The organism is Leptothrix sp. (in: b-proteobacteria) (assembly GCF_965250675.1).
Lineage (GTDB): Bacteria > Pseudomonadota > Gammaproteobacteria > Burkholderiales > Burkholderiaceae_C > Sphaerotilus.
In genome coordinates, this window is sequence record NZ_CBDFPH010000008.1 from 658,019 (window position 1) to 678,776 (window position 20,758).

The following is a 20,758-nucleotide window of genomic DNA, read 5'->3' on the forward strand; positions in this document are numbered from 1 at the left end:
ATCAGGCCTGGGCGTCGGTGCCGCCGACCAGGTCGGCCTGAGTGCCGGCGTCTGCACTGTCGGTGGCGGCAGCTGCATCGGCTGTCTGGGGCGTGGCGGCAGGCGTGGCCTGGCCAGCGGGGCGGCCGCGCTTGGGGCGTGCCCAGCCTTCGGCCAGCGCGACGGCGGCGCATTCGTCGGTCAGCTCCTGGGCTTCAGCGCCGGGTAGGAACTCTTCGACGTGGATGCCGCCGTGCGCGAACTTGAAGGGCTTGATGATGATGAGGGCGGGCATGTGCAGGCTCCATGAAAAAGCCCGGCGCGTGGCCGGGCTTGAGGGTGGCAGCAGGTTGCGGCAGGGCGTGGCTTACGCAGCGGCGAACTTGATGAGCTTGATGGCTTCGCTGTTGACCAGCTTGCCGCCCACGCGCTTGGTCGTGTAGAAGCCCACGTACGGCTTGTTGCTGTACGGGTCACGCAGCATGCGCATGCCGACGCGGTCGACGATGGTGTAGCCGCGCTTGAAGTTGCCGAAAGCGATGGCCAGGGCGTTGGCGGCCTTGGCAGGCATGTCCTCAGCCTCGGTGACGCCGAAGCCCAGCAGGCGGATGCCCAGGCCGCCATCTTGGATGGACGGCTGCCAGAGGTACTGGCCGCTGGTGTCCTTGATCCGCAGGATCTCGAACAGCACGCCCTTGTTCATCATCCAGCCGCTGCCGTTGCGGTAGGCAGCTTTCAGGGCGCCGACCGCGGTGAACAGCACATCGGCCTTGTTGGCTGCGGCGAAGTCGCCAGCCACGCCGGTGGCGATGTGTTCCAGCGTGCCGAAGGCGCGGGTGTTGTCGGCGGTGGCCGCCGTGGCGCCGGCAAGGAAGCCGGTGGGCTTGTTGGTGCCGTTGCCGGTGATGAAGGCGGCGCCTTCGGCGATGGCGAACTCTTCGACCAGCTGCGTGGCGATGTCGGCTTCGACGTCATAGAACATGTCGTCCAGCGCTTGCTGGGTGACCTGCGGGTTGGCGTACAGCTCGCCCATGGTCGGCACGACCTCAGCCAGCGTGCTGGTGTTGGTGGCGGGGCGAGCGTCAGATTCGCCGACCCAGCCGCTGGCGATGCCGTTGCGGTTGACCAGCTTCTTGTAGTCGCTGGTGGAGACGGTGACGATGTTGGCGACCTGGCGCATGGGGCTCATGTCGCGGGCGAGCTTCTCAATTTCACGGTCGATCTGCTCGGGCACAGCGTAGCCGCCGTCGGCTGGGGTGGTGGTGTTGACGGCTTTGGCCTGCAGGGCTTTCAACTCAGCGTCGTCCTGGCCCTTGCGCACGAAGCGGTCAAAGAAGGCGGTCTTGTAGGCAAGCTTTTCCGGGCTGGTGCCCTTGGTGTCGCCACCCATGAGGCCTTGCAGGTTCTGCTTGGACTCCAGGCGTTCGAGGTCTTTCTTCAGGTCGAGCGCCTTGGCAATGTCGCCTTGCACGGCGGCGAGCTTGGCTTCGAAGTCGCCGGTGGCGGCGCCTTTTTCGATCTTGGACAAGCGGTCATCGTTGATGCTCTTGAAGTCGGCAAAGCCCTTCTGGATGGATTCGACCAGGCTCTTGACCTCGGTGAGGCCGACAGGCGCGTTGGCCAACAGGAACAGGCCGCCCAGGTCTTGCGGCTGCAGGCTACCCAGCAGGTGCGGGGCGAAGAGTTGAACGGCGGCAAGGGCCACCAGAGAGGCCACGGCGAAGAGCGTGGTGAGGGCGCGGGTGCGGGTCATGATGGTGATTCCTATGGAGGGGGTTTGGGTCAGGAGGTGAACAGGCCTTTGAGGTCCGCGAGGGACTTCTGCAGGTCTTGCAGATCGCCCAGCTCATCGGAATCACTCCGGCTCTGCAGGGACTTGATGCGGCCGACGAAGGCCGTGGCTTCGCGCTTGCTGAGGCCACCTGCATCACGCAGGTAGCGCTCGGCATCCGCGAGGGATTCGAGTTGATCGATGGCGCTCTTGACGGCACTGATCTGCGCCGCAGGGTTAGCCGGGAAGGTGACGATCGACGTCTCCCACAGGTCAATCTTGGTGAGGGTGCGGATGCCGGTGACTCGGTCGTAGGTCTCTTCTCGCGTCACGAAGCCGATGCTCAGGCCGTTGACGGCCTTGGCTTTCATGAGCGCACGAGCTTCCTTGGCGCGCACAACATCGTCGACCAGCAGCTTGCCGCGCACGAACAGGCCGTAGGCGTCTTCACGCATTTCGAAAAACACGCCGACCGGCTCGCCAGAGCGGTGCTGCCACAGCACGGGCGGCAGGCGGCCGGTGTCTTTCCAGGCCTTGAGGCTGTCAGCGAAGGCGCCGGGGGCGACGATTTCGCCGTAGCTGTCGACGTTGCCGAAGACGCTGCCGTAGCCGCTGAACTCGCCGGCATCGTCGATGGCCTTCAGCTCGAACGGGCGGTCGATGTACTTGACGTCCGTGACCGTGCCGACCGACTTGGTGCGCAAGCGGCCCGGGGTGAATCGTGTGTGCATGGGTGCCTCTCAGGCGGTGGCGGCGGTGGTATCGCCCATGAGGTTCATGGGGGTGAGGGGCTCATCGAGCCCATCGATCGGGTTGCGGTCGAGCAGCTCGCGGCCTTCGTTGCGCGTGATCGTGCCGATCTGCGTGAGCTTGACGATGTAGTCGGCGGTGTCCTTGAGGCTGCCGCGCAGCATGCCGGTGGGCTCCAGCAGGGTGTAGTAGCCGTCGGCCAGCTCGCGGTCGGTGAGCAGATTGCAGTCGGCGCTCTGCTCGATGCGCTCATACCAGGGCATGAGGGTATGCACCAGGTGCGCAATGAACATCTGTTCAGCGCTGGCGTAGGTGGCGGCCTTGTCGGCCTGGCCGACCATGATCGGCATGACGCGGAACATGCGGCAGATCTCTTCGACCTGGTGCTTGCGGGTCTCGATGTGCTGCGCGTCGACGGCGGTCATGCTGGTAGGCAGCCACTTGGCGCCACGGTCCAGGATCATGGGCGCGCCTTTGTTCTCAGCGCCGAACTCCTTGATCACCCAGGCCTTCATGTCCTTGTACTGCTGGGGGTTGAGCGCGCCTTCGACCGAGTACGTTCCAGACGTCTGCACGCCCTTGCTGTGCAGGTTGGCTTGCGTCTCTTCAGCGGCCATGGCCAGGCCGATGGCCTCGCGAGCCTTGACGATGAGCGGCATGCCGGTGTGCCCGTCCCAGCTCGGGCCGGGGATGTGCCAGATATCGGCCTCGGTCAGCGTGCGTTCGCTGCCGTTCTTGCCGCGCGCCGTGTAGGTCTTGGTGCCATCGTCGGCCACGTGCTCGGTGATGCGGGCCGGGTCGAGCAGGATCAGCTCAGCCAGGCGGCGCGGGCCGCCGATGCTGGTGTAGCTGCGAAACACGAACGCGGCGCCACGGCAGCCCACCAGGGCGTGCAGCATCAGCGTCTCCCGGAACGCGAACGAGGTCTGCCAGCGGTTGGGCTTGCGGTGCAGCAGCATCCACAGCGGGTGGTTGCGCTGCTCTTCGCGCTTGCGGTCGGTCTGGCGCATGAGCTTCCAGGGCACCTGTGCGACGCCTTCGGCCAGCACGCGCACGCAGGCCAGCACGGCAGAGACTTCGAGAGCGGTCTCGGTGGTGACGGTGGCGCCGCTCTTGGTGGCGCCGCCCGCACCGAACGCAGCGGCCAGCAGCCGGCCCAGCGTGGCGCTGCCGTAGCTGGTGCCGGCAGCGGCTTTGCGGCTGAGGAAGGCGAAGGGGTTACGCATGGGATGCGTTCTCCCAGAATGACGTCTCGACTTGAGCGCCGACCATCAGCCGCGCCATGGCAATGATGGTGGCCACGGCGGCATCGATCTTCTTTTCGGCGCTGGCCTTGCGAGGGAAGATGTTCTCGTTGCGGTCTTCGAGGACCTCGACGTTGGAAAACATCCAAATGGTTGCCAGGTTGCCATCGTGGTGGAAGCGCCCGCTGTCGACCAGGGCGGCAATTTCCTTCATGGGCTCGCTGAGGTTGCGCGTCGTCATCGGGATATCGACTACGGTGTGCCCGTTGGCCTGCAGCTGCGGCGCGATCTCGCGCGAGCCCCAGGAGTCCATGGCAATTTCGTCGTAAGTGCAGACGTTTGCACCGGCCTCAACACCTTCCCGGATCTGGTTCAGGTCAATCATGTTTCCCGGCGTGGCGATGAGATGCCCGCGCTCGACCCAATCTTGGTAGTGCTGGTTTTCCGGTTTCTGCACTGCGGCCTCGGGTAAGTAGTTGCGCGTGAACAAGTAGTAGTGCCACTTGTTGTCGATGAGCTTGCGGAACAGGTCAGCATGCGTGGCAATGTCAGTCTTGCTGGCCAGGTCGAGCCCGGGCACGCAAGGGCACCCGGCGAAGTCTTCACGCCGCAGCGTGGTGTCACCGCATTTCTGGAAGCTCTGCACGTTGATCCAGGGGCTGGCGGCATTGACCCACACGTTGAGGTGCTTGGTCTTGAATACGGCCTGCTTGCGTGGGTCGGTGATGGCGGTGGTCTGTGCGTCGAGCAAGAAGTCCCTGCCGACGGACACGCCGAAGTTGGGGTTGGCTTTGGCCAGCACCTTCGGATCGGTCCAGTCGTCGTCCTTGTCGATGCCGAAGATGATCCCAAAGCGCTGCTCGCTGACGATGACGCCTTCAAGAATGCGCTCCAGTTCGACTTGGTGGACGTAGCACGGGCCGCCAATGTTGTTGCCAGCTGTGGTGATCACCAGGGCCAGCGGCTGCGAGCGCGCGCCCATGCCAGTGACCATGGTGTCGTACTGGCTGCTGGTCTTGTGCTCGTGGTACTCGTCGGTGATCGAGCAGCTCGGCGAGGCGCCGTCGCCCGGGTCACCGATCAGGGGCTCGAATTTGCTGTTGGTCTCAGGAACCGCCATATTGCTGGCGTTGAGCAGAACGCCATACCGGGCGCGGAACTCACCGGAGGCCTTGGCCATCAGGCTGGCAGGCCGAAAGACTTCGAGCGCCTGGTCCTTGGACGTGGCGCCCGAATAGACCTCGGCACCAAACTCGCCGTCAAGGGCGAGCATGTAGTTGCCGATGATCGCTGCCAAGGTGCTCTTGGCGTTTTTGCGCGGGATGAAGAGATCGGCCTTCCTGAACCGGCGCTTGAGCGTCTCCGCATCGATCCACCCGAAGATGCTCGCCAGGCAGAAGACTTGCCAGGGCTCCAGGCGGATGCGCTCGCCGCGCGCTGCCCAGTCACCCTTGATGTGCGACATCAGCTCCGCGAACCGGCAGATGCGATCGGCCGGGCGGTAGGCCTTGCCGTTGCGGTCGACCAGTTCGGGGTTCCAGAGGTACTGCCAGCCAGTGGCTGTGCGGTCGAGGTTGTCGAGGTGGCGCTGACACGCCAGGCGGTGCCACTTGCACGCAGGCACGCTGCCGCCCACCACGTCCCGCGCGTAGGCGGTGGCGATGGCGGCGTAGTCCTTCATGGGAGTCAGAGGTCGTTGAATCCGCCCTGGTCGGGCTCGCTATCGAACATGTCGCGCTGTCGCACCTTGCTGGTGTTGACGCGGCCGCGTGATGCGGGGTCCAGGCCAAAAGATGCTTGGTACTTGTGCACCTGCTCCATGGCCTTGTTCGCCACCACCCAGTGCGGCGAGTAAGTCATGTGTCCGTTGGGCGTCGGCACTGTGAGGCCGTCGCCGCCTTCGTAGATCTCGCCTTTGGCTTCGGCTTCTTCCATGCGGGCCTGAGCCAGCACTTGCGCGCGCTGCAGCTGTCGCTCAGCCCAGACCCAGCGAGCCCAGGCCTGGCAGTACAGCGACAGTGCGGCGCGGTCGAGTTTGGAGATGAGGCCGTAACGCTCCAGCTCGGGCGTGATGCGCTTCCATTCCTTTCGGGCCTCGGGCAGTAGATGAGGCGGGCAGCCCGGGATCTCGACTTCAGGCTGCAGCTCGTCGACCAGGTCGGCGAGGCTTTTCTTACTTGGGTTGCCGCGGATCAGGTGCACGTTTGAAGGCAGTGCCTTCGGCCCTCTAGCGCCCATCAACATCTCCACCCATGCGGTCAGGGGTACCCCCTCCCCCGAAACTCCCGCACGTAAAAATTTGGCTAACCAGTCGGTTTCCGCTTGGGGGGCTGCAGAGATTCATACCCCCCTCCCGTAGCCACGCCGGACGCCGCGTGCCGACTCGCCGGCCGTCTTCGTGTCGCTGCACGACTTGCACAGCGGCTGGACGTTGCTGTCCACATCGGTGCCGCCTTCGGCCAGCGGGATGATGTGATCGCGGATCTCACCCAGCGCCACACGCCCATGCTTGCTGCACTCGCGGCACAGAGGCTCGCGAGCAAACAGTTCGGCCCGCTTGCGCTGCAGCCGGCGTCCGCTCTCGCGCTTGTACGGCGTGGACTTGATCCAGGCTGCAGCCTTGTGCGCATCACACCGCGACGACCCATCGCGCACCAGCACGCCGCACTGTGTGCAGGGCTTCGGGGCTGATGTCGGCATGGTGGCTTTGGTCCAAAAAAAAGCCCCGTCGGGATGGCGTCCGAACGGGGCTGAAACGCACGGCGATCTCGAAAGACACACCGCTTGCGCAGAGTGCCTGAAATGTACCGATAAGGTGAAATGGGTAAAACTACTTTATGCACGCTCACGCTGCTGGGTCAGCGCCTGAGCCACTAGCAGCAGGCCCGCGTTGGTGCGGTTATGCACGGTGCGCGGTGTGCAACCCATGCGTGCCGCAACCTCGTTGACCTGCATTTCTCTGCGCAGGTGCGCTGGCTCATGCGGATCGCCAGGCCAGCGGCACTGCAGTGTGCGCCAGACCAGATACGCGCTGAACCTCAGCGACTCGACTGCGCGATCAGTGCGTTCGGCATCGATCGCATCCAGCGGAATCACGTTGTCGGTGCTGGCCGCACGCCCACCCAGCCGAAGAAATGGCGACTGCTTCGGGTAGCCCACCGCACCAGTAGATCGATCTGCCAGCCAGCGCGCCCAGTTGGTGAGCTTGGCTTCGACCCAAACCTGTCGGTCACTGGGATGCATGGGCCGGCTCCTTGATGAACACCAGGCACGAACCCGCGTACTTGGTCTGCACCTCACCGAAGAACGCTTCAGCCATGCCGGCCGGCGGCACGCCCACAGCCATCGAGCCCTGAGCCGCAAAGAACCAGCCCGGCTGAGCTTCCACCACGCCCTTGTGCCAGCACTCGTTCACCCAGGCCGCGCCATGCAGCGCTCGCTTCTCGGCAATCACCACGGCCACACCGGGCATGTGCTTGGGCAACCAGCCCCAGTCCTTCTTCTCCATTCCCAACCCCTCTCTCTTTTCCATGAAAGTAAAAAATGAGGTGATGGAGATGCGCGCGCGTATCCCGCATGCATCCCGCCACTGTCCCGCGCTAAGTGGTTGTCGTTACTTGTGTTCCGCTGTCCCGGGCCATATCTCGTGCGAAGAAATTGCACAGCACATCAGCAGCCCTTCGCACACATGCACACGTACCCGCGAGGAAACTGCGCGGGATGCCGGAACACAAGTAACGACAACCACTTAGCGCGGGATATGTGCGGGATAGCCGCGCAACAACAGCCAGCATCGGCGCGGTCATGCCTCATCTCCCAGCGCACCAGGTCGACGGCAGAAGCGCGCCACATCAGCTTCGAACGCCTGGACGCTTTGATAGGCCCACTCACCTTCGCTCACGCCCGAGGGAGGGAGGGAGCCCACCGGCAACCAGCAGCGCACCGTCTTGCGGTTGGCCGCCGCATCCTTGAGCGCCACCTGCTTGTAGTGCAGCGCTGGCAGTTCGAGCCGGCCTGATGCGTTGCGCTTGCAGCGCTCCTTGACCCAGCGCTCCACGCTGCGCGTGAAGATCGCCTGACTCGGTGGCCAGCGCTCGCCCTGCTGATCCGCCCAGCGCCGGAAAGCTCGGTACAGCTGTTCCGCTGAGCAGACCCGCACCGGCAGATCCAGAAAGTGCTCAAGCCATTCATGCGCAAACCGCTCGGGCGCCTTCCAGTTCAGCTCGATCAGCTCTTCCTTGGCCCGGGTCATGATCGGCTTCGTGTGCGCCGTGAAGCCATCAAGCGTGTAGTGCTGCAGGTAGTAGAGCCACTTGGCCAACCCACCATTGGCCTTGAACACACGCACCGCTTCGTACAGCGCCGGGTCCGCTTCCAGTGGCGTATAGATCACCATGTAGCGTCGGTCGCGCTCTTCCAGAGCCAGAGGCTGCGGCTCATTCGACAGAAACACCACGTTCGCGTGGTTGCTCTCCCAGCGCGTTTCCTGCTGCATGCCCCGAATCGGGAACTTGGTCTCCTGCGTGACGATCAGCTTGAGCCGGTTCTTGTTGTGATACATCTCCTGCCGGCTCACCACCTCATCGCCAACGATCGCCAGCTTGCGGCTCACCCAGCCGTTGAACTTGTCTTCCAGCTCGGTCTGGCTCACGCTGATGCCGTAGTCGCCAAACAGGTCGCGCCACGCATCCCAGTACAGGTTCTTGCCCGTGCCCTGCGCGCCGTGGAACACACACGCCGTCTGCATCTTCACGCCCAGCTGCTGTAGCGGCAGCGCCTGCCAACACAAGATCCAGTGCAGCACCGCATCCACATCGTCAGCGCTGCTGGACGTCTCGCTGCACAGGTGCCGCAGCAGATTCAGCATCGGCTCCACATCGGCCGCTGTGCACGGCGTTGGCTGCAGCGTCAGGCCGCCGAACATGTTGATCTGGTGCGCGCCCACCGCTTGGCCAGGCTCAAACACCAGATCTGTCGGCAGCACTGTGGCCACCGAATCCTTGGCAATGCGCGCCAGCCACGCCTTGACCTCTTGCGTGCCGAACCGCATGCGCATGTTCGCCACGCGGTAGATCAGCTGCAGCTTGCGGTCCCAGGCCGTGTCAGAAGCCTCGATCAGCGTGAACCGTTCCGTCAGCACGTCGACGCGCTGCCAGAAAAACTCATCGCGTTCGTCGTCGCCATCGGCTTCGCGCTGCTTCGGCGCCGAGGCCTTGCTTGATCGCTTGCGCGCGGCACCCTTCCCCCGCGTAGGGGCGTGGGGCGCTTCATCGCCAGATGGGGGCGGGGAAGACGGGCCGTCTTCGGCCACCCAAGGCGGCTCTTGTTCGTCAGCCTGTTGCGCAGCTGCCGGCGCCGGTGCACGTGTCGGCACCGACCGCAGCGCCGGGCGCTCGCGCACCGGCAAGTCGCGCGGCGCCATCAGCCCTGCACGAATGCCACTGCCCATCGTCTGCATGATCTCGGCATCGGCCAGCCCGCAGGCCCGCGCGGCATCCGCCAGTGTCGAGCGGATCACGATCTCGCTGATGCCACCCGTGTGCACCAGCTGCGCCAGGCCGTAGGCCTCAGTGTTCAGTGTGTCGTTGCGCTTGCCTTCGCCCGCGCTGCGCATGCGCTGCACGCCAGACTCCAGCGCTGCCATGCAGTAGCGCGTCGCATCGCGGGCAGCGTCACGCACCGGGCCTGCGCTCGGCATGGCTGGTGCGGGCGCCTGCACTGCAGCCGGGGCCTGCGCGGCACCCTTGACCAGGCCGTGCAACCAGCCCAGCGTGTCTGCACCGATCGCGCTCACCTGCGCCGGCGATCCCGCCCAGTGCGCACCAGTCACGGTGAAAAACTGCCGGCCGCAGAACACCTCGACGCCCACCTCGTTGGACTTGAACGTCTTGGTCTCACCCTCCACGATGATGTGCACGCCTGTGCCGCTCGGGCTCAGTTCCGTGTAGCTCGCACAGCGCTCGATGATCTCGCGGCAGTGCTCAGCCACCTCGCCGGTCTCAGTGTCGATCGCCCGATCAATGTCGATCCCGATCAGCCCGTCACCCGGCAGAAACGCAAAGCCCGCGCCGTCAAAGCGCTTGCGGCCCAGCGGTGCACTGACCTGGTCGAACGTGCACAGCGCGGCCCGGTCTTCCGGACTGCCTTGCACACCCATGCGACGCTTGCCATTCAGGTAGTACGGCACCTTGCGTGGCTTCTTCTCGCCCTCGTGTTGCTCGAAGCGGAAAAACAGCCACTGCACGCGGTCGCGCATGGCCTGGGGGACGCATGCCTGCGCCTGTTGCCAATCACTCATCACTCTGCGCCTTGTTGTTGATTTGTCGTCAGGCTGGCTGCGGCTGGGTCTGTGCCCAGATCGTCAGAACCTGGTTCAGCGATGCCCCGCCGCGCTGCTCGCAGGCGGCCGGTGCGTACACGTTCAGGGGGCGGGCGGCGCCAGGTTGGCGGCGGGTTGTCAGCACCACCAGTTCGCCGGCCGTGACCATGTTCTTGATGGTGTCCCGCGCATCGGCCCAGCCCACGCAAGACATGGCGGCCAGCTCACGCCAGGTGGCGCCAGTGGGGCACTGGGCTGCAGCCATCGCAATGGCCAGACGGACTTCACCTTTGGGTCGCATCAGCGCTTTCCCTCGATGTCTTCCAGGCGCTGCATCAGCTCCTGCATCTGCCGGCGCAGTGCTGCGCGTTCGGCGTCCTGGTTCATGGGGCGGACAGACTCATAGCCCACGGCCTGAGCCAGCCACTGCATGGGCGCGTGGCAGCCCTGCGCCGCGCCCAGGCGAATCAGCAGCACCAGTTGATCAAGGCTGAGTTTTTCAGCGCGGTCGGGGTTGAGCACATCACGCAGCCGGCGGCCTGCCGCGTCTGCGGGCAGGTCCGGCCAGATCTGCACACCGGCAGCTTTGGCACCACCCAGATGCTGCACCGCAGCAGCCAGCGCATCGGCCAGATGCTCATGCATGGCAGGCCCCTTCAGGGTGTCCGATGCGTTCCGACGCAACCCCCCTATTCAAGGGGGTGACATGCGCTGAAGATCGGGCTGTGCCAACCAGGGGGAGAAGACGCGATGCCATCACGCAGCCTTCAGTTCAGGAGCATCGGCCCAGGTCTTCAGTTCAGGCCAGATATCGGCCCAGTCATCGGGCCGCAGGTGCCAGCGCATGATTCGCCCAGCCGTTGCACGCTCAATCAAGACACAGAGCTTTTCGCTCGCCACACGGCGGCGTGTCAGGACTTGGTAGAGGTAAGGCTCGCCGATGCCGCACAGGGCGGCGATCAGCAGGCGTTGCTCATGGGTGGTTTGTTCCATGCACCCAAGTCTAGCACCGTGCTAGCTACAGGCAAGCTCTCTGCTAGCCGATTTCTCTAGCCGCTTGCTTGAATACGTCATGAGCGTCGAAGACAACTGGATGGCCCACTTGCGACTCATCGTCGCGGTCGAAGGCAAGGGCGATAAACGCGCTGGGTACCGGGCTGTTGCCCAGCTGGCGAGCATCAGCGAGGAGTACGTCTATCAACTTTGCGAAGGCAAAGCTCAGAAAGACGGAAGACCCCGACAAATAGGGAAAGCCACCGCAAAAAAGATTGGGGCGGCTTTTGCAGATGGTCGTGAACCGGGATGGATGGATCTGCCACCACGGGAAGGCCCTTCAGAGCAGACAGCCGCTGTACAGCTAACCACCATCTCCATCGAGCAGGCGCTGGAAACGCTCGGCATCGCCTTGGCAGCGACCAGTGCGGACACGCGCCCAGCCCTGGCGTCCAACCTGGCCGGCTGGGCCAACGCAGGCGGTCAAGGCCCGTGGCAAGGCTTAGTGCTGCAGTTGCTGCAAGCTGAGCCCGCCAAACCACGCAAGGCGGCGTGATGGGGGCTCGAATCTACGACCTGACGCAGGTCAAGCGCTTCCACCAAAAGAGGGATCACCCCCTGAGTGCGGGGTGCTCGATCACTGAAATCACGGGAGCGTGGGGGCTCTTTTCAACGGCAAGAGCTTGATCTGTTGCTTTAACGTGCAGATGTCTGCACAAGGTTTGCACTGATTGATAGGGGCATCAAGTCGGGTGTACTCTCAAGGCTTGCTGCAGTGCATCAAAAACGTAACAGACCCCCAGAACAGTCTAAGTTGCGCCACTAGGCTAAGCCTGCATGACACAATAGCTGGCTTTGCCAAAAGTGAATCAGGAGGAAGAACATGAACATTGACACTGGTGCAATCGACACCAAATGGGAAGAGATCAAGACCGAGATTGAAACCGCATGGGGCGGCGTGTTCAAGGTTGTGAACACGGTCATTTCTCATCATGAGAGTTTTGGCTACAAGCTGATTGAGAACAAGATCAATCCATCTTTTCATGAGATTCTTCTCAGTCTGAAAGTCATGGAGGCTATTCTTGATGCCATCTATGCCGAAGTTCAGGATGAGTACGAGCTGTCTCGGATGATGTTGAACGCTAAACAGCAAATCAATCACATTGAACGGGTAGTGACCGCACTAAAACACCAACGTCAGGACGACTACGAGGCCGCAATGGCCCTGTTAAGAAGTCAAGCACAGATTTAACGTCGCAAGGAAAGCCAGATGAACACGACCAAGACCCTCAACCTGCATGCCATGCTGAAGCCTAAGAGCGCCGACGACATCTTGGTGCTGCTGAAGGAATTCAAGGCCGAGTTGCAATCTGTGCAAGAGCACTTCGACCATGTGACTCACGAGTGTGAAGCAGCAGGCGAGCACGCCTAATTGCACTCATCGGTCACTTAAAAAGCCCGCTTCCCAGCGGGCTTTTTTACGCCCGCCGCAGCACCGTCAGCACGTTGGCCAACCAGCTTGTGTCAGACGTCCAGTGGCTTGATGTCCAGCCGCACGCCGTAGTGAAACCGCTGGCTCGACTTTGCTGCCTTGCCGCCGCCCACGATCATGGCGTCGCAGCGGGTGGGCTGATCCTTGAGCTTGCGCGCACCCAGCCGGCGGCGAAACAGGCGGGCTTCATCACGCCCTAGATAGCCCACCTTGTGGCCGTCGATCAGCACGGCCACAGCCAGCGCGTCGTGCTCATTGTCTGGTTCTGGCAGCAGCAGCGCCTCGCACTCGCGCTCTGCTGAAAAGTCACCGTGGTTGCCGGCCAGCCGTGCCAGAACCGGCTGGTAGAACGATTCGCCCACGATGTCGGCATCGAAATGCCCCAGCGCCGGCCACTTGAAGCCGCCGGGTGGCAGCTGCGGTGCGGCATCTTCGTCATGGTCAGGTGCTTCTTCAGGCTCTGCCTGCCGCACTGGCAGCACAGTAGGCGGGCTGCGTGTCCACCACCACATGGCCACAGACACCAGCCCGATGGAAATCAGCCCTACTGCCGGCCCCCATGCAGCGGGCAGCACCTGCAGTAGTAGCGCAGACGCCACCATCACGCCAACCAGCCACACCACGCCCCGGCCCAACAACCCCAGCAGGCCTACGCCGCGCTGTGCCTCGCGTGTGGCACCAGCTGCGCGCCGGCCTACCGGGGTGGTGTAGCTCAAGCCCGTGCCAGGCAGCCCCACCGTCGCGCGCGTGCCGCGCTTGCTGACGTTGACCGATGCCCCGCGCCCGCCCAGCGTGGTGCTGATGCCGCTGCGGCTCAAGTTGACGCGCACACCCGGCAACACCCGGAAGCTCTTGCTGAATCTGAAACCCATGTTGTGAATTCTCCCTACTAGATAGCAGGCTACAGCATCATGGCCGGCTGCCAAATTTGGCGGTGTAGCGGTTTTCGAGCTCACGACAGGCATTTGTGGCGATAGGGTTCATCAGCGACCGCTTAGCCTCATCCCAGCAAAAATTAATGATGGAACGCGCCTCAGAACGCGCCCGCCCTTCGGGAGTGCTGGACAACATGGCGCCATAACCCAGAAAAGCAGTGATCAAGCCCAGCGGAACCCACAACCACCACTTTGTTCTTGGCATCTTTGCACCGCATTTCGGACATGCTTTCGCTGTTGAACTGATTTCGTGCTTGCACTCTTTGCATGCCGTCATCGCCATTTTTTCTCTCCCTGATCAACTGATGATCGTCAAGCATACCGGTGACGCAACCGTGCTGGAACGCATGTCACCCCTGATTCACGGGGACTTGTGCAGACGTCCGCAAAAAATCTACTCATTTCTAGCATTGTGCTTGACACAAGCTAGCACAAAGCTAGACACTGCATCCCATCGCACCCAAGCGCCCCGCCGGGGCAGGTCGCGACGGGAGAAGCGGCATGAGCGCCGTGATGAAATGCAGCAACACACCGGTCCTTCGGGCGCTGAACATCCGCTTCAGCTCGTTCGGCGGGATGACCATTCGCCAGGCTGAGCCGCTGGCCATTGAGCGTGGCGGCCAGCTGGTCGTGCGCATGCTCGACACCGGCGAGCAGAAGCGCGTCGACACCAGCAGCCTGATCGCCGCATGGGACTTGCCCGCCGCGCAAGCCGAGGCCGAAGAATTCGCGCCCCGCACCATGCCCGGCGTCTACGCCCGCCAGCTGCCCGCCTGCCGTGGCAACTGCGTGCGCAACATCCTGCCGTGCGAGCACCCGGTGCACTGCGCCACCGCCGCCGACAGCAACGCCGATGACGACCTGCCCACGTTCACCGGGCAGCTGGACTTCGCCGACACCATCAGCCTGGCCGACGAGCAGCCGCGCCGGGCAGTACCGCGCCGCAAGGCCAGCGCGCTCAACCACCTGTTCGCCACGGCGCTGTGCGTCGCGCTGGGCAGCCTGTTGATCCGGTGGCTGGCGTGATGCGCCCGCATTGGCTTCCCACCCAGACCGGGCCGCTGGGCATCAGCGTGCGCCGCCGTCAGAGCTTGCTGCGCCGCATTGCGTTGTGGCTGCTGGGGGCGCGCCCGTGAAGTACATCGCGCCGTTTATCGCCACCACAGGTGCCCTGATCGGACAGCCGCAGGGCACGCACACCCGCAGCGACTGGCACATCACCTACAGCCTCACCGCGCCGGAAGACCAGCGCATCGGCTACTGCAGTACCGGCTTTCTTGACGCGCCCGACCACCTGCCCACAGGCAGTGTGCGTGCGCTCGACTGCACAAAGCTGACTGTCGGCATTGCATACGGGCGGCGCCCATGACCACCCAGCGCCTGAGCGGCACCCTCGCCCGCGATGCCGAAGCCCGCATCACGGCCCCGGACGGCACATACCGCATCTACATCGAGCTGGAGGCCACGCCCGACATGCCGGCCGTGCGCGCTTACCGCCAGTACGCCGCCGGCAACGTTGCGGCCATGGTGGCGCGCAGTGCAGCCCACCATCTGCGCCGGGGCGCGGGCGTGTACGTGCACTGCCGGGGCCTGCACCACACCGAGACCCGCGACGGCCTGGTGCTGCTGTGCGTCGACGTCGAGCAGATCGAGCCGCTGGGCAAAGCCCCCGCCCGCACCGAAGCCGAGCCCCGCCAGCAGCAGGGTGAACTGACACGCGGCGGCGTGATGCGGCTGTGAGCATGATCACCCCACGTCAGGCCACAGCTGTGGCGGCTGCAGCCACATCGGTGATTGGCGTCGCCATGGCTGCCGCAGCTGCACTGGAGCGCAGCACGGCGCCGGCTGATCGCGCGCTTGTCATGGCCGCTGCCGTTGTCATCACGCTGGCGGCTCACCTGCTGCCCACGATCGCTAACACGCGCGCGCAGGGGGGGAGGGTTGCGGTCTGGGCACTGTGGGCGGCTTGCATGGGCCTCACGGTATACGGGCACGTGGTGTTCTTCGCATCAGCAGCAGCACACGCCGGCAGCAGCCGGGCGGCCACGGAGCAAGAGACCGAACACAGCCGCGCCCTGCGCGAGCAGCTGGCCAGCATCACCGCCCGTGCGCTGGCACCGGTGTCGGCTGACCTGGCAGCAGCCCAGCAGCGCCACGCCAACGCCACCCAGCAGCTGACCAGCTGCGAGCGCCAGGCCAGCGCATGCACCGCCCGCCGCAGCGCGGTGCAGCAGACCCAGCAGCAGGTCGAGGTGCTGCGCGTAGAGCGCGCCGAAGCCCAACGCGCCGCCGATCTTCGCGCGCAGCTGGCCACCGCTGCCGCGGGCCTCGACACGCGCCGCAACAACGCCGCTGCCGACCCCGTTGGCGCGCAGCTGGCCAGCCTGACAGGCTCAGGCGCTGAGGCTGTGCCGCTGGGGGTGGCCGTGCTGTCATCGATCGTGGTCGAACTGCTGGCGGCACTGCTGTGGGCTGAAGCGCTGCGCACGCCAGCAGCAAATACAGCGGCCCCCGATCCGCTCCCCAACACCGATTCAGCAGTCGCTCACCTCGTGAGCCCATCTCCTGAAACGCTGCGCACCCCTGTGTCAGCCATGACCGCACGCCGCGTGCGTCCGCAAAGCGGCGCACCACCGCGCCCAGCCGCCGCGACTTGATCCCCTGTTTTTTTCACCCACTCCTGAAGGAGATTCCGATGAGCATCCGCCCCATCACCGACACCCTGCGCCTTTTAGACGGCGGCGCATTCATTGACCTGTGCAGCCAAAAGCTGGCCGACGCTGTACGCGCCGTCGAGGAAACCGGCAAGGCCGGCAAGGTGACGATCACGCTGGACCTGAAGCGCAGCAGCACAGCCATCGAAGTCACGCCGCGCGTCACCACCAAGGTGCCCGAGCCCAAGCCGGACAGCACGCTGCTGTGGGCCACGGTCGAAGGCAACCTCACCGAGGCCAACCCCAACCAGCAGAAGCTGGAACTGCGCCCGGTTGACACGCCCGCCATCACGCTGCGCGCCGCCACCCCCGAAACCGCCCTTGCGCAAACGCTGCGCGCCGGCTGATCCATCCCTTCACCCACCACCACCCTGAAAGAGCACATGGACCCGATCCAAACCCGTAACCTGGCCGAAACCCTGGCAGACGTGCTGCCGCGCCCCGAGCTGCTGCACGGCGATGACAACGTCCCCGGCCTGGAAGTGCTGCACTACGCCGTGCCCAAGGGCCACGAAGTCAAGGAACTGCGCGTCGACCTCGAAAAGTACCTGCCCGCCCCGCGGGCCCTGAATGCAGCCGCCGAGTTTCATGAGGCCGCGAGCTTCCTGAACTACATAGCCCGCCACGCCAATGACCACAGCATCACCTGGTGCGACTTCAATCCACAGACCTTCGAGCTGAGCTTCCGCGCAGTCATCGACGAGCATGGCAAGGACACCCCCGCCTGGCGCCGCCACATCGCCGCTTACACCCCGCGCATGTCGGCAGAGTGGAAGCAGTGGAAGGGCATGGATCGCAAAGGATTCGGCCAGGTCGAGTTTGCTGAATGGCTGCAAGACCACGAAGGCGACATCGCCAGCGTCGAGGGCTACCCCGCCTGCGCACAGATGCTGCAGATGGCCACCAACTTCCAGTACCAGGAAGACCGCCGTCTGAAGTCCGCCGTGCGCCTGCAGAGCGGCGGCGTGCGGCTCGACTACGTGGCTGACGCAGACGCCGGCACGGTCGAGAGCATGAACATGTTCGAGAAGTTCGCCATCGGCATCCCCATCTTCCACGGCGCGCCCACGGCCGACCTGCTGGCCAGCCGCCTGAAGTACCGCCTGGACAACGGCAAGGTCCGTTTCACCTACGAGCTGCAGCGCGCCGACAAGGCCCACGAGAAAGCGGCGCTGGACCTGATCGACACCGTGCGCGCCGGCCTGGCTGGCGTGCCGCTCATGTTCGGCACCTGCGCATGACCATCATCGAACGCACCCACGTCCGTGCTGCGTTCGAGCGAGCCCTGGCCCTCGACGGCCGGGGCTGCCGCGAGACCGCCATCGCCACCGTGGCGCAGGCGCTGTGCCTGCCGGTTGAGGCGGTGGGCGCAGTGGTTGAGGAAGCTGAGGAGGTTGCATGCTGACCCCCCAATTCACCCTCGACATCGGCGCCGAACTGGTGATCGACAACTTCGCCGGCGGCGGTGGTGCCAGCACCGGGATTGAGCTGGCAATCGGCCGACCAGTCGACATCGCGATCAACCACGACCCTGAGGCCATTGCGATGCACCAGGCCAACCACCCGCAGACGCTGCACTTGTGCGAGTCAGTGTGGGACGTCAACCCGCGCGAGGTCTGCGCCGGCCGTCCGGTAGGGCTGGCGTGGTTCAGCCCCGACTGCAAGCATTTCAGCAAGGCCAAGGGCGGCAAGCCGGTCGAGAAGAAGATTCGCGGGCTGGCGTGGGTGGCAGTGCGCTGGGCAGCGACTGTGCAGCCGCGCATCATCTGCCTGGAAAACGTCGAGGAGTTCGTGACCTGGGGGCCACTCACGCAAGATGGCCGGCCCTGCCCACGCAACAAGGGGCGCGAGTTCCGCTGCTTCGTCAACGCACTGCAGCGCCTGGGCTACGCCGTCGAGTGGCGCGAGCTGCGCGCCTGCGACTACGGTGCACCCACCAGCCGCAAGCGGTTGTTCTTGATCGCGCGTTGCGATGGTCAGCCTATCGTTTGGCCAGCGCCCACGCACGCCGCCAAGCCGGCCAAGGGCAGCGGCCTGAAGCCCTGGCGCACGGCAGCTGAGGTCATCGACTGGTCGCTGCCCTGCCCCAGCATCTTCGAGCGCGACCGCCCGCTGGCTGAGGCCACGCTGCGCCGCATCGCCCGCGGCATTGAACGCTACGTGGTCAACACGGCGCAACCGTTCATCGTCACCGTCGCGCATGGCGAAGGCAAGCCGGGCAAGGCCCAGCGCTGGGGCGCCGGCGTGCGCAGCATGGCTGAGCCGATGCCGACTGTGACCGCCAGTGGCGGCTATGCCATTGCCGTGCCGGTGCTCACCGAGATCGCGAACGCTTCATCGCCGCGCAGCTGGTCAGCCGAAGAACCGCTGCGAACGATCTGCGCACAAACCAAAGGTGGCCACCACGCCCTGGTATCGGCCTTTCTAGCCAAGCACTACACCGGCGTCGTCGGCTCGGATCTCACGCAGCCGATCGGCACCGTCACCAGCGTCGACCATCACAGCCAAATTGCAGTGATGCTCACCAAATTCAGAACGGGGAGCGTCGGTAGCGCGGCGACCGAGCCGCTACACACCGTGACGGCCGGCGGGTCACCGGCCCGGCCAGGTGGTGGCAACGCCTTGGGCTTGGTGGAAGCGCACCTTGAAGCGGCCGATCACGCCAGCAGCAATGTCGGGCACGCAGCCGAGGTGCGCGCCTTCCTGATCAAGTTCTACAGCTCCGGCGGCCAGCACGGCGAGGCCACCCAGCCCATGCCGACCATCCCCTGCCACGACCGCATTGGCTTAGTCACCGTGGCCGGCGTCGACTACGTCATCGCCGACATCGGTCTGCGCATGCTGCAGCCGCACGAGCTGGCGGCTGCTCAGGGATTCCCGGCCGGCTACCTGCTGACAGCACCCGAGCGCGGCCTGAGCCTGCCCAAGCACGCCCAAGTTCGCATGATCGGCAACAGCGTTTGCCCACCCCTGGCCGCAGCCCTGGTGCGCGCCAACTATGACGAGCGCCAGGCGCTCAAGGAAGCAGCATGACCACCGAACTCATCACCTGGCACCCTGCCAGCACGCCCCCCGATACCGAACGCAGCGTGCTGGTCGCACTGGGCACCGGCCGGATCGCCGTCTGGATCGCGTGGTGGGACGACCTCGACGCCGCCGATGGCCCGCGCTGGATCGGCTCGGATGGCGAGACGCTTACCGACATCACGCACTGGGCTGACCTGCCGAATGGACCTGCAGCATGAAGCGCCGCCCCCTGACCAAAGCTCAGCTGATCGACCGCCTGCCGCGCGGCCTGCGGCCCAAGCTCGCACCCAATCAGCTGACCGGGCTGGGCATTGCACATGCCTACAACCTTGACGATTTGGCCACGGGCAAAGCCGATGAAGCGCTGCTGATCGACTGGGTCGGTGCAGTGCTGATGTGGTCACGCGTGTCGGAATCAATCGGGCTCGGCCTGGATGAGATGGCCGAACAGCACGGCCTCGTGGTGGCCGTGATCGAGCGCTACAAGCGCTACGGCCACATCGGCTTCAGCGGCGTCGAGTACCAGCTCGCCAAGCGCGGCCGTCAGGTCATGGATGAACTCGCACGCCACACCGACCGTGCCTCAGCAGTTGCAGCAGCACTGTGGTCGGAAGCCATGCTCCAGAAGATCGCCGTCGACATGCGCCAGCCTCATTTCCAGCCACAAACCATCCAAAAAACTCTGAAAGCCGCAGCATGACCAGCCGCAAAGTTTTCCCGCGTGAAACGCCCGGCATCTACCAGACCAGACACCTGCCCCCGGGCACCGTGCCAGTGCGCCCAGCCGCACCAGCCATGGTCATGACCGACAAGACCAAGCACACCATCCACCCCACGCCGCGCGGCCGCTTTGAGGCCGACCCCGGCCACGTGGGCGATTTCAGCCGCGAGTGGGCAGCAGCTCGGGCCAAGCCGAAAAAGGCGGTGCCGGCATGAGCGACCTGCAAACCACAATCACGGCGCTGCGCAACCTCACCACGCCGCCTACCTGCTGGCTCACGGTGCGCCTGACGTGCGAAGAGGCGCAGCTGCTGCTGGGGGAGATTGAGCGTCTCAATGCGCAGCTGCTGCAAGCTGAGCAGACGATCAAGTTCGGCGATCGCCTCACCAACATGGACCACGCGAGATACGAGGACATGATGGCCATGGCGCTGGCCGCTTTGGAATACCACCGCGAGCAGACGCGGCCGATCCAGCGGACCGATGACACCATCAATGCCCTACGGGCGCGACTTGGCTTGCCGGCTGGGGCGAAGGGTGGTGCAGCATGATCGGCACACAACCAACCGGCGCCATCGCGGGTGTCGTGATCAGCGCAGTCGCTCACGAAGGCCTGACCGTGTCGGTCGACGGCAAGCCCGCGCGCCTGGCCATCATCAGCGACGACGGCAGCATCATTGCCATCGGACCCCAGGTGGCGCGCGAAGCTGAGGCCACGGCCATCAACAACTACCGCGCCTTCCTCAAGGGGGAAGGGCACCTGCGGGTGTTGAGTAAGCCCATCGACCGCCGTGCTTGAGCGGCAGGAGACCCC

The 20,758-nt window shown here is 64.6% G+C and carries 31 protein-coding genes; 16 read left to right on the forward strand and 15 right to left on the reverse strand.

The window, feature by feature from the left end:
- Nucleotide 1: 1 nt before the first annotated feature.
- The 13 genes from AC5IG3_RS12375 to AC5IG3_RS12435 all read right to left on the reverse strand — a co-directional run bounded on the left by AC5IG3_RS12375 (nt 2) and on the right by AC5IG3_RS12435 (nt 11,056).
- Nucleotides 2-274: a hypothetical protein gene (locus tag AC5IG3_RS12375; RefSeq protein ID WP_491906589.1), complete on the reverse strand. Its 273-nt coding sequence runs from the start codon at nt 272-274 to the stop codon at nt 2-4.
- A gap of 72 nt (nt 275-346) precedes the next feature.
- The gene (locus tag AC5IG3_RS12380; protein WP_491906590.1) at nt 347-1,732 is read right to left on the reverse strand and encodes a phage major capsid protein; all 1,386 of its coding nucleotides are present in this window, start codon (nt 1,730-1,732) and stop codon (nt 347-349) included.
- Nucleotides 1,733-1,761: 29 nt separating this feature from the next.
- Nucleotides 1,762-2,481, reverse strand: coding sequence for an HK97 family phage prohead protease (locus tag AC5IG3_RS12385; RefSeq protein ID WP_491906591.1), 720 nt, complete (start codon nt 2,479-2,481; stop codon nt 1,762-1,764).
- A gap of 9 nt (nt 2,482-2,490) precedes the next feature.
- Entirely contained in the window at nt 2,491-3,726 is a 1,236-nt protein-coding gene (locus AC5IG3_RS12390) for a phage portal protein (RefSeq protein ID WP_491906592.1), read from the reverse strand.
- Nucleotides 3,719-5,383, reverse strand: coding sequence for a terminase large subunit (locus tag AC5IG3_RS12395; RefSeq protein WP_491906593.1), 1,665 nt, complete (start codon nt 5,381-5,383; stop codon nt 3,719-3,721). The genes AC5IG3_RS12390 and AC5IG3_RS12395 overlap by 8 nt, the downstream gene beginning before the upstream one ends.
- A 47-nt stretch (nt 5,384-5,430) precedes the next feature.
- Entirely contained in the window at nt 5,431-5,946 is a 516-nt protein-coding gene (locus AC5IG3_RS12400; protein WP_491906594.1) for a phage terminase small subunit P27 family, read from the reverse strand.
- 138 nt (nt 5,947-6,084) lie between these two features.
- Nucleotides 6,085-6,444 (reverse strand): HNH endonuclease, encoded by a 360-nt coding sequence (locus AC5IG3_RS12405; RefSeq protein WP_491906595.1) that lies wholly within the window; start codon nt 6,442-6,444, stop codon nt 6,085-6,087.
- A 135-nt stretch (nt 6,445-6,579) separates the two neighbouring features.
- A complete protein-coding gene (locus AC5IG3_RS12410; RefSeq protein ID WP_491906596.1) occupies nt 6,580-6,987 on the reverse strand; it encodes a hypothetical protein in 408 nt (135 codons plus the stop codon).
- A complete protein-coding gene (locus AC5IG3_RS12415; RefSeq protein WP_491906597.1) occupies nt 6,974-7,276 on the reverse strand; it encodes a hypothetical protein in 303 nt (100 codons plus the stop codon). Before AC5IG3_RS12415 ends, AC5IG3_RS12410 begins: the two co-directional genes overlap by 14 nt.
- Before the next feature lie 270 nt (nt 7,277-7,546).
- Entirely contained in the window at nt 7,547-10,042 is a 2,496-nt protein-coding gene (locus AC5IG3_RS12420; protein ID WP_491906598.1) for a DUF5906 domain-containing protein, read from the reverse strand.
- A 28-nt stretch (nt 10,043-10,070) separates the two neighbouring features.
- On the reverse strand, nt 10,071-10,364 hold the full coding sequence (locus tag AC5IG3_RS12425) for a hypothetical protein (protein ID WP_491906599.1): 294 nt from the start codon (nt 10,362-10,364) through the stop codon (nt 10,071-10,073).
- Nucleotides 10,364-10,708 (reverse strand): hypothetical protein, encoded by a 345-nt coding sequence (locus AC5IG3_RS12430; RefSeq protein WP_491906600.1) that lies wholly within the window; start codon nt 10,706-10,708, stop codon nt 10,364-10,366. The genes AC5IG3_RS12425 and AC5IG3_RS12430 overlap by 1 nt, the downstream gene beginning before the upstream one ends.
- A 111-nt stretch (nt 10,709-10,819) precedes the next feature.
- On the reverse strand, nt 10,820-11,056 hold the full coding sequence (locus tag AC5IG3_RS12435) for a transcriptional regulator (RefSeq protein ID WP_491906601.1): 237 nt from the start codon (nt 11,054-11,056) through the stop codon (nt 10,820-10,822).
- A gap of 79 nt (nt 11,057-11,135) precedes the next feature.
- Between AC5IG3_RS12435 and AC5IG3_RS12440 the strand changes: the two genes are divergently transcribed.
- The 3 genes from AC5IG3_RS12440 (at nt 11,136) to AC5IG3_RS12450 (ending at nt 12,488) form a co-directional block, all read left to right on the forward strand.
- On the forward strand, nt 11,136-11,612 hold the full coding sequence (locus AC5IG3_RS12440) for a hypothetical protein (protein WP_491906602.1): 477 nt from the start codon (nt 11,136-11,138) through the stop codon (nt 11,610-11,612).
- Nucleotides 11,613-11,939: 327 nt separating this feature from the next.
- Nucleotides 11,940-12,308 (forward strand): hypothetical protein, encoded by a 369-nt coding sequence (locus tag AC5IG3_RS12445; RefSeq protein ID WP_491904814.1) that lies wholly within the window; start codon nt 11,940-11,942, stop codon nt 12,306-12,308.
- Nucleotides 12,309-12,326: 18 nt separating this feature from the next.
- Complete coding sequence (locus AC5IG3_RS12450; protein WP_491904813.1) at nt 12,327-12,488, forward strand: hypothetical protein; 162 nt, start codon at nt 12,327-12,329, stop codon at nt 12,486-12,488.
- Nucleotides 12,489-12,580: 92 nt separating this feature from the next.
- On the opposite strand, the gene AC5IG3_RS12455 is transcribed toward AC5IG3_RS12450, so the two are convergent.
- Together AC5IG3_RS12455 and AC5IG3_RS12460 are read right to left on the reverse strand one after the other, a co-directional pair.
- Complete coding sequence (locus tag AC5IG3_RS12455) at nt 12,581-13,420, reverse strand: DUF4236 domain-containing protein (protein WP_491906603.1); 840 nt, start codon at nt 13,418-13,420, stop codon at nt 12,581-12,583.
- A gap of 37 nt (nt 13,421-13,457) precedes the next feature.
- Nucleotides 13,458-13,766, reverse strand: a complete 309-nt coding sequence (locus tag AC5IG3_RS12460; RefSeq protein ID WP_491906604.1) for a hypothetical protein — start codon at nt 13,764-13,766, stop codon at nt 13,458-13,460.
- A gap of 218 nt (nt 13,767-13,984) precedes the next feature.
- Between AC5IG3_RS12460 and AC5IG3_RS12465 the strand changes: the two genes are divergently transcribed.
- The 13 genes from AC5IG3_RS12465 (at nt 13,985) to AC5IG3_RS12525 (ending at nt 20,743) form a co-directional block, all read left to right on the forward strand.
- On the forward strand, nt 13,985-14,509 hold the full coding sequence (locus AC5IG3_RS12465; protein WP_491906605.1) for a hypothetical protein: 525 nt from the start codon (nt 13,985-13,987) through the stop codon (nt 14,507-14,509).
- A 106-nt stretch (nt 14,510-14,615) separates the two neighbouring features.
- A complete protein-coding gene (locus tag AC5IG3_RS12470) occupies nt 14,616-14,852 on the forward strand; it encodes a hypothetical protein (RefSeq protein WP_491906606.1) in 237 nt (78 codons plus the stop codon).
- Nucleotides 14,849-15,223, forward strand: a complete 375-nt coding sequence (locus AC5IG3_RS12475) for a hypothetical protein (protein WP_491906607.1) — start codon at nt 14,849-14,851, stop codon at nt 15,221-15,223. The genes AC5IG3_RS12470 and AC5IG3_RS12475 overlap by 4 nt, the downstream gene beginning before the upstream one ends.
- A 122-nt stretch (nt 15,224-15,345) precedes the next feature.
- Nucleotides 15,346-16,140, forward strand: a complete 795-nt coding sequence (locus AC5IG3_RS12480; protein WP_491906608.1) for a hypothetical protein — start codon at nt 15,346-15,348, stop codon at nt 16,138-16,140.
- A 38-nt stretch (nt 16,141-16,178) separates the two neighbouring features.
- Nucleotides 16,179-16,544: a YfdP family phage-associated protein gene (locus AC5IG3_RS12485; protein WP_491906609.1), complete on the forward strand. Its 366-nt coding sequence runs from the start codon at nt 16,179-16,181 to the stop codon at nt 16,542-16,544.
- Nucleotides 16,545-16,580: 36 nt separating this feature from the next.
- Nucleotides 16,581-17,438 (forward strand): DUF2303 family protein, encoded by an 858-nt coding sequence (locus AC5IG3_RS12490; protein ID WP_491906610.1) that lies wholly within the window; start codon nt 16,581-16,583, stop codon nt 17,436-17,438.
- Nucleotides 17,435-17,602 carry a hypothetical protein gene (locus tag AC5IG3_RS12495; protein ID WP_491906611.1) on the forward strand — a complete coding sequence of 56 codons (168 nt, stop codon included), beginning with the start codon at nt 17,435-17,437 and terminating at the stop codon, nt 17,600-17,602. The genes AC5IG3_RS12490 and AC5IG3_RS12495 overlap by 4 nt, the downstream gene beginning before the upstream one ends.
- Nucleotides 17,596-19,230, forward strand: coding sequence for a DNA cytosine methyltransferase (locus AC5IG3_RS12500; protein ID WP_491906612.1), 1,635 nt, complete (start codon nt 17,596-17,598; stop codon nt 19,228-19,230). The genes AC5IG3_RS12495 and AC5IG3_RS12500 overlap by 7 nt, the downstream gene beginning before the upstream one ends.
- Complete coding sequence (locus tag AC5IG3_RS12505) at nt 19,227-19,442, forward strand: hypothetical protein (protein WP_491906613.1); 216 nt, start codon at nt 19,227-19,229, stop codon at nt 19,440-19,442. Before AC5IG3_RS12500 ends, AC5IG3_RS12505 begins: the two co-directional genes overlap by 4 nt.
- A complete protein-coding gene (locus AC5IG3_RS12510; protein ID WP_491906614.1) occupies nt 19,439-19,924 on the forward strand; it encodes a hypothetical protein in 486 nt (161 codons plus the stop codon). The genes AC5IG3_RS12505 and AC5IG3_RS12510 overlap by 4 nt, the downstream gene beginning before the upstream one ends.
- Nucleotides 19,921-20,160, forward strand: a complete 240-nt coding sequence (locus tag AC5IG3_RS12515) for a hypothetical protein (RefSeq protein WP_491906615.1) — start codon at nt 19,921-19,923, stop codon at nt 20,158-20,160. Before AC5IG3_RS12510 ends, AC5IG3_RS12515 begins: the two co-directional genes overlap by 4 nt.
- Nucleotides 20,157-20,495 carry a hypothetical protein gene (locus AC5IG3_RS12520; protein ID WP_491906616.1) on the forward strand — a complete coding sequence of 113 codons (339 nt, stop codon included), beginning with the start codon at nt 20,157-20,159 and terminating at the stop codon, nt 20,493-20,495. The genes AC5IG3_RS12515 and AC5IG3_RS12520 overlap by 4 nt, the downstream gene beginning before the upstream one ends.
- Complete coding sequence (locus tag AC5IG3_RS12525; protein ID WP_491906617.1) at nt 20,492-20,743, forward strand: hypothetical protein; 252 nt, start codon at nt 20,492-20,494, stop codon at nt 20,741-20,743. Before AC5IG3_RS12520 ends, AC5IG3_RS12525 begins: the two co-directional genes overlap by 4 nt.
- The last annotated feature ends 15 nt before the right edge of the window (nt 20,744-20,758 follow it).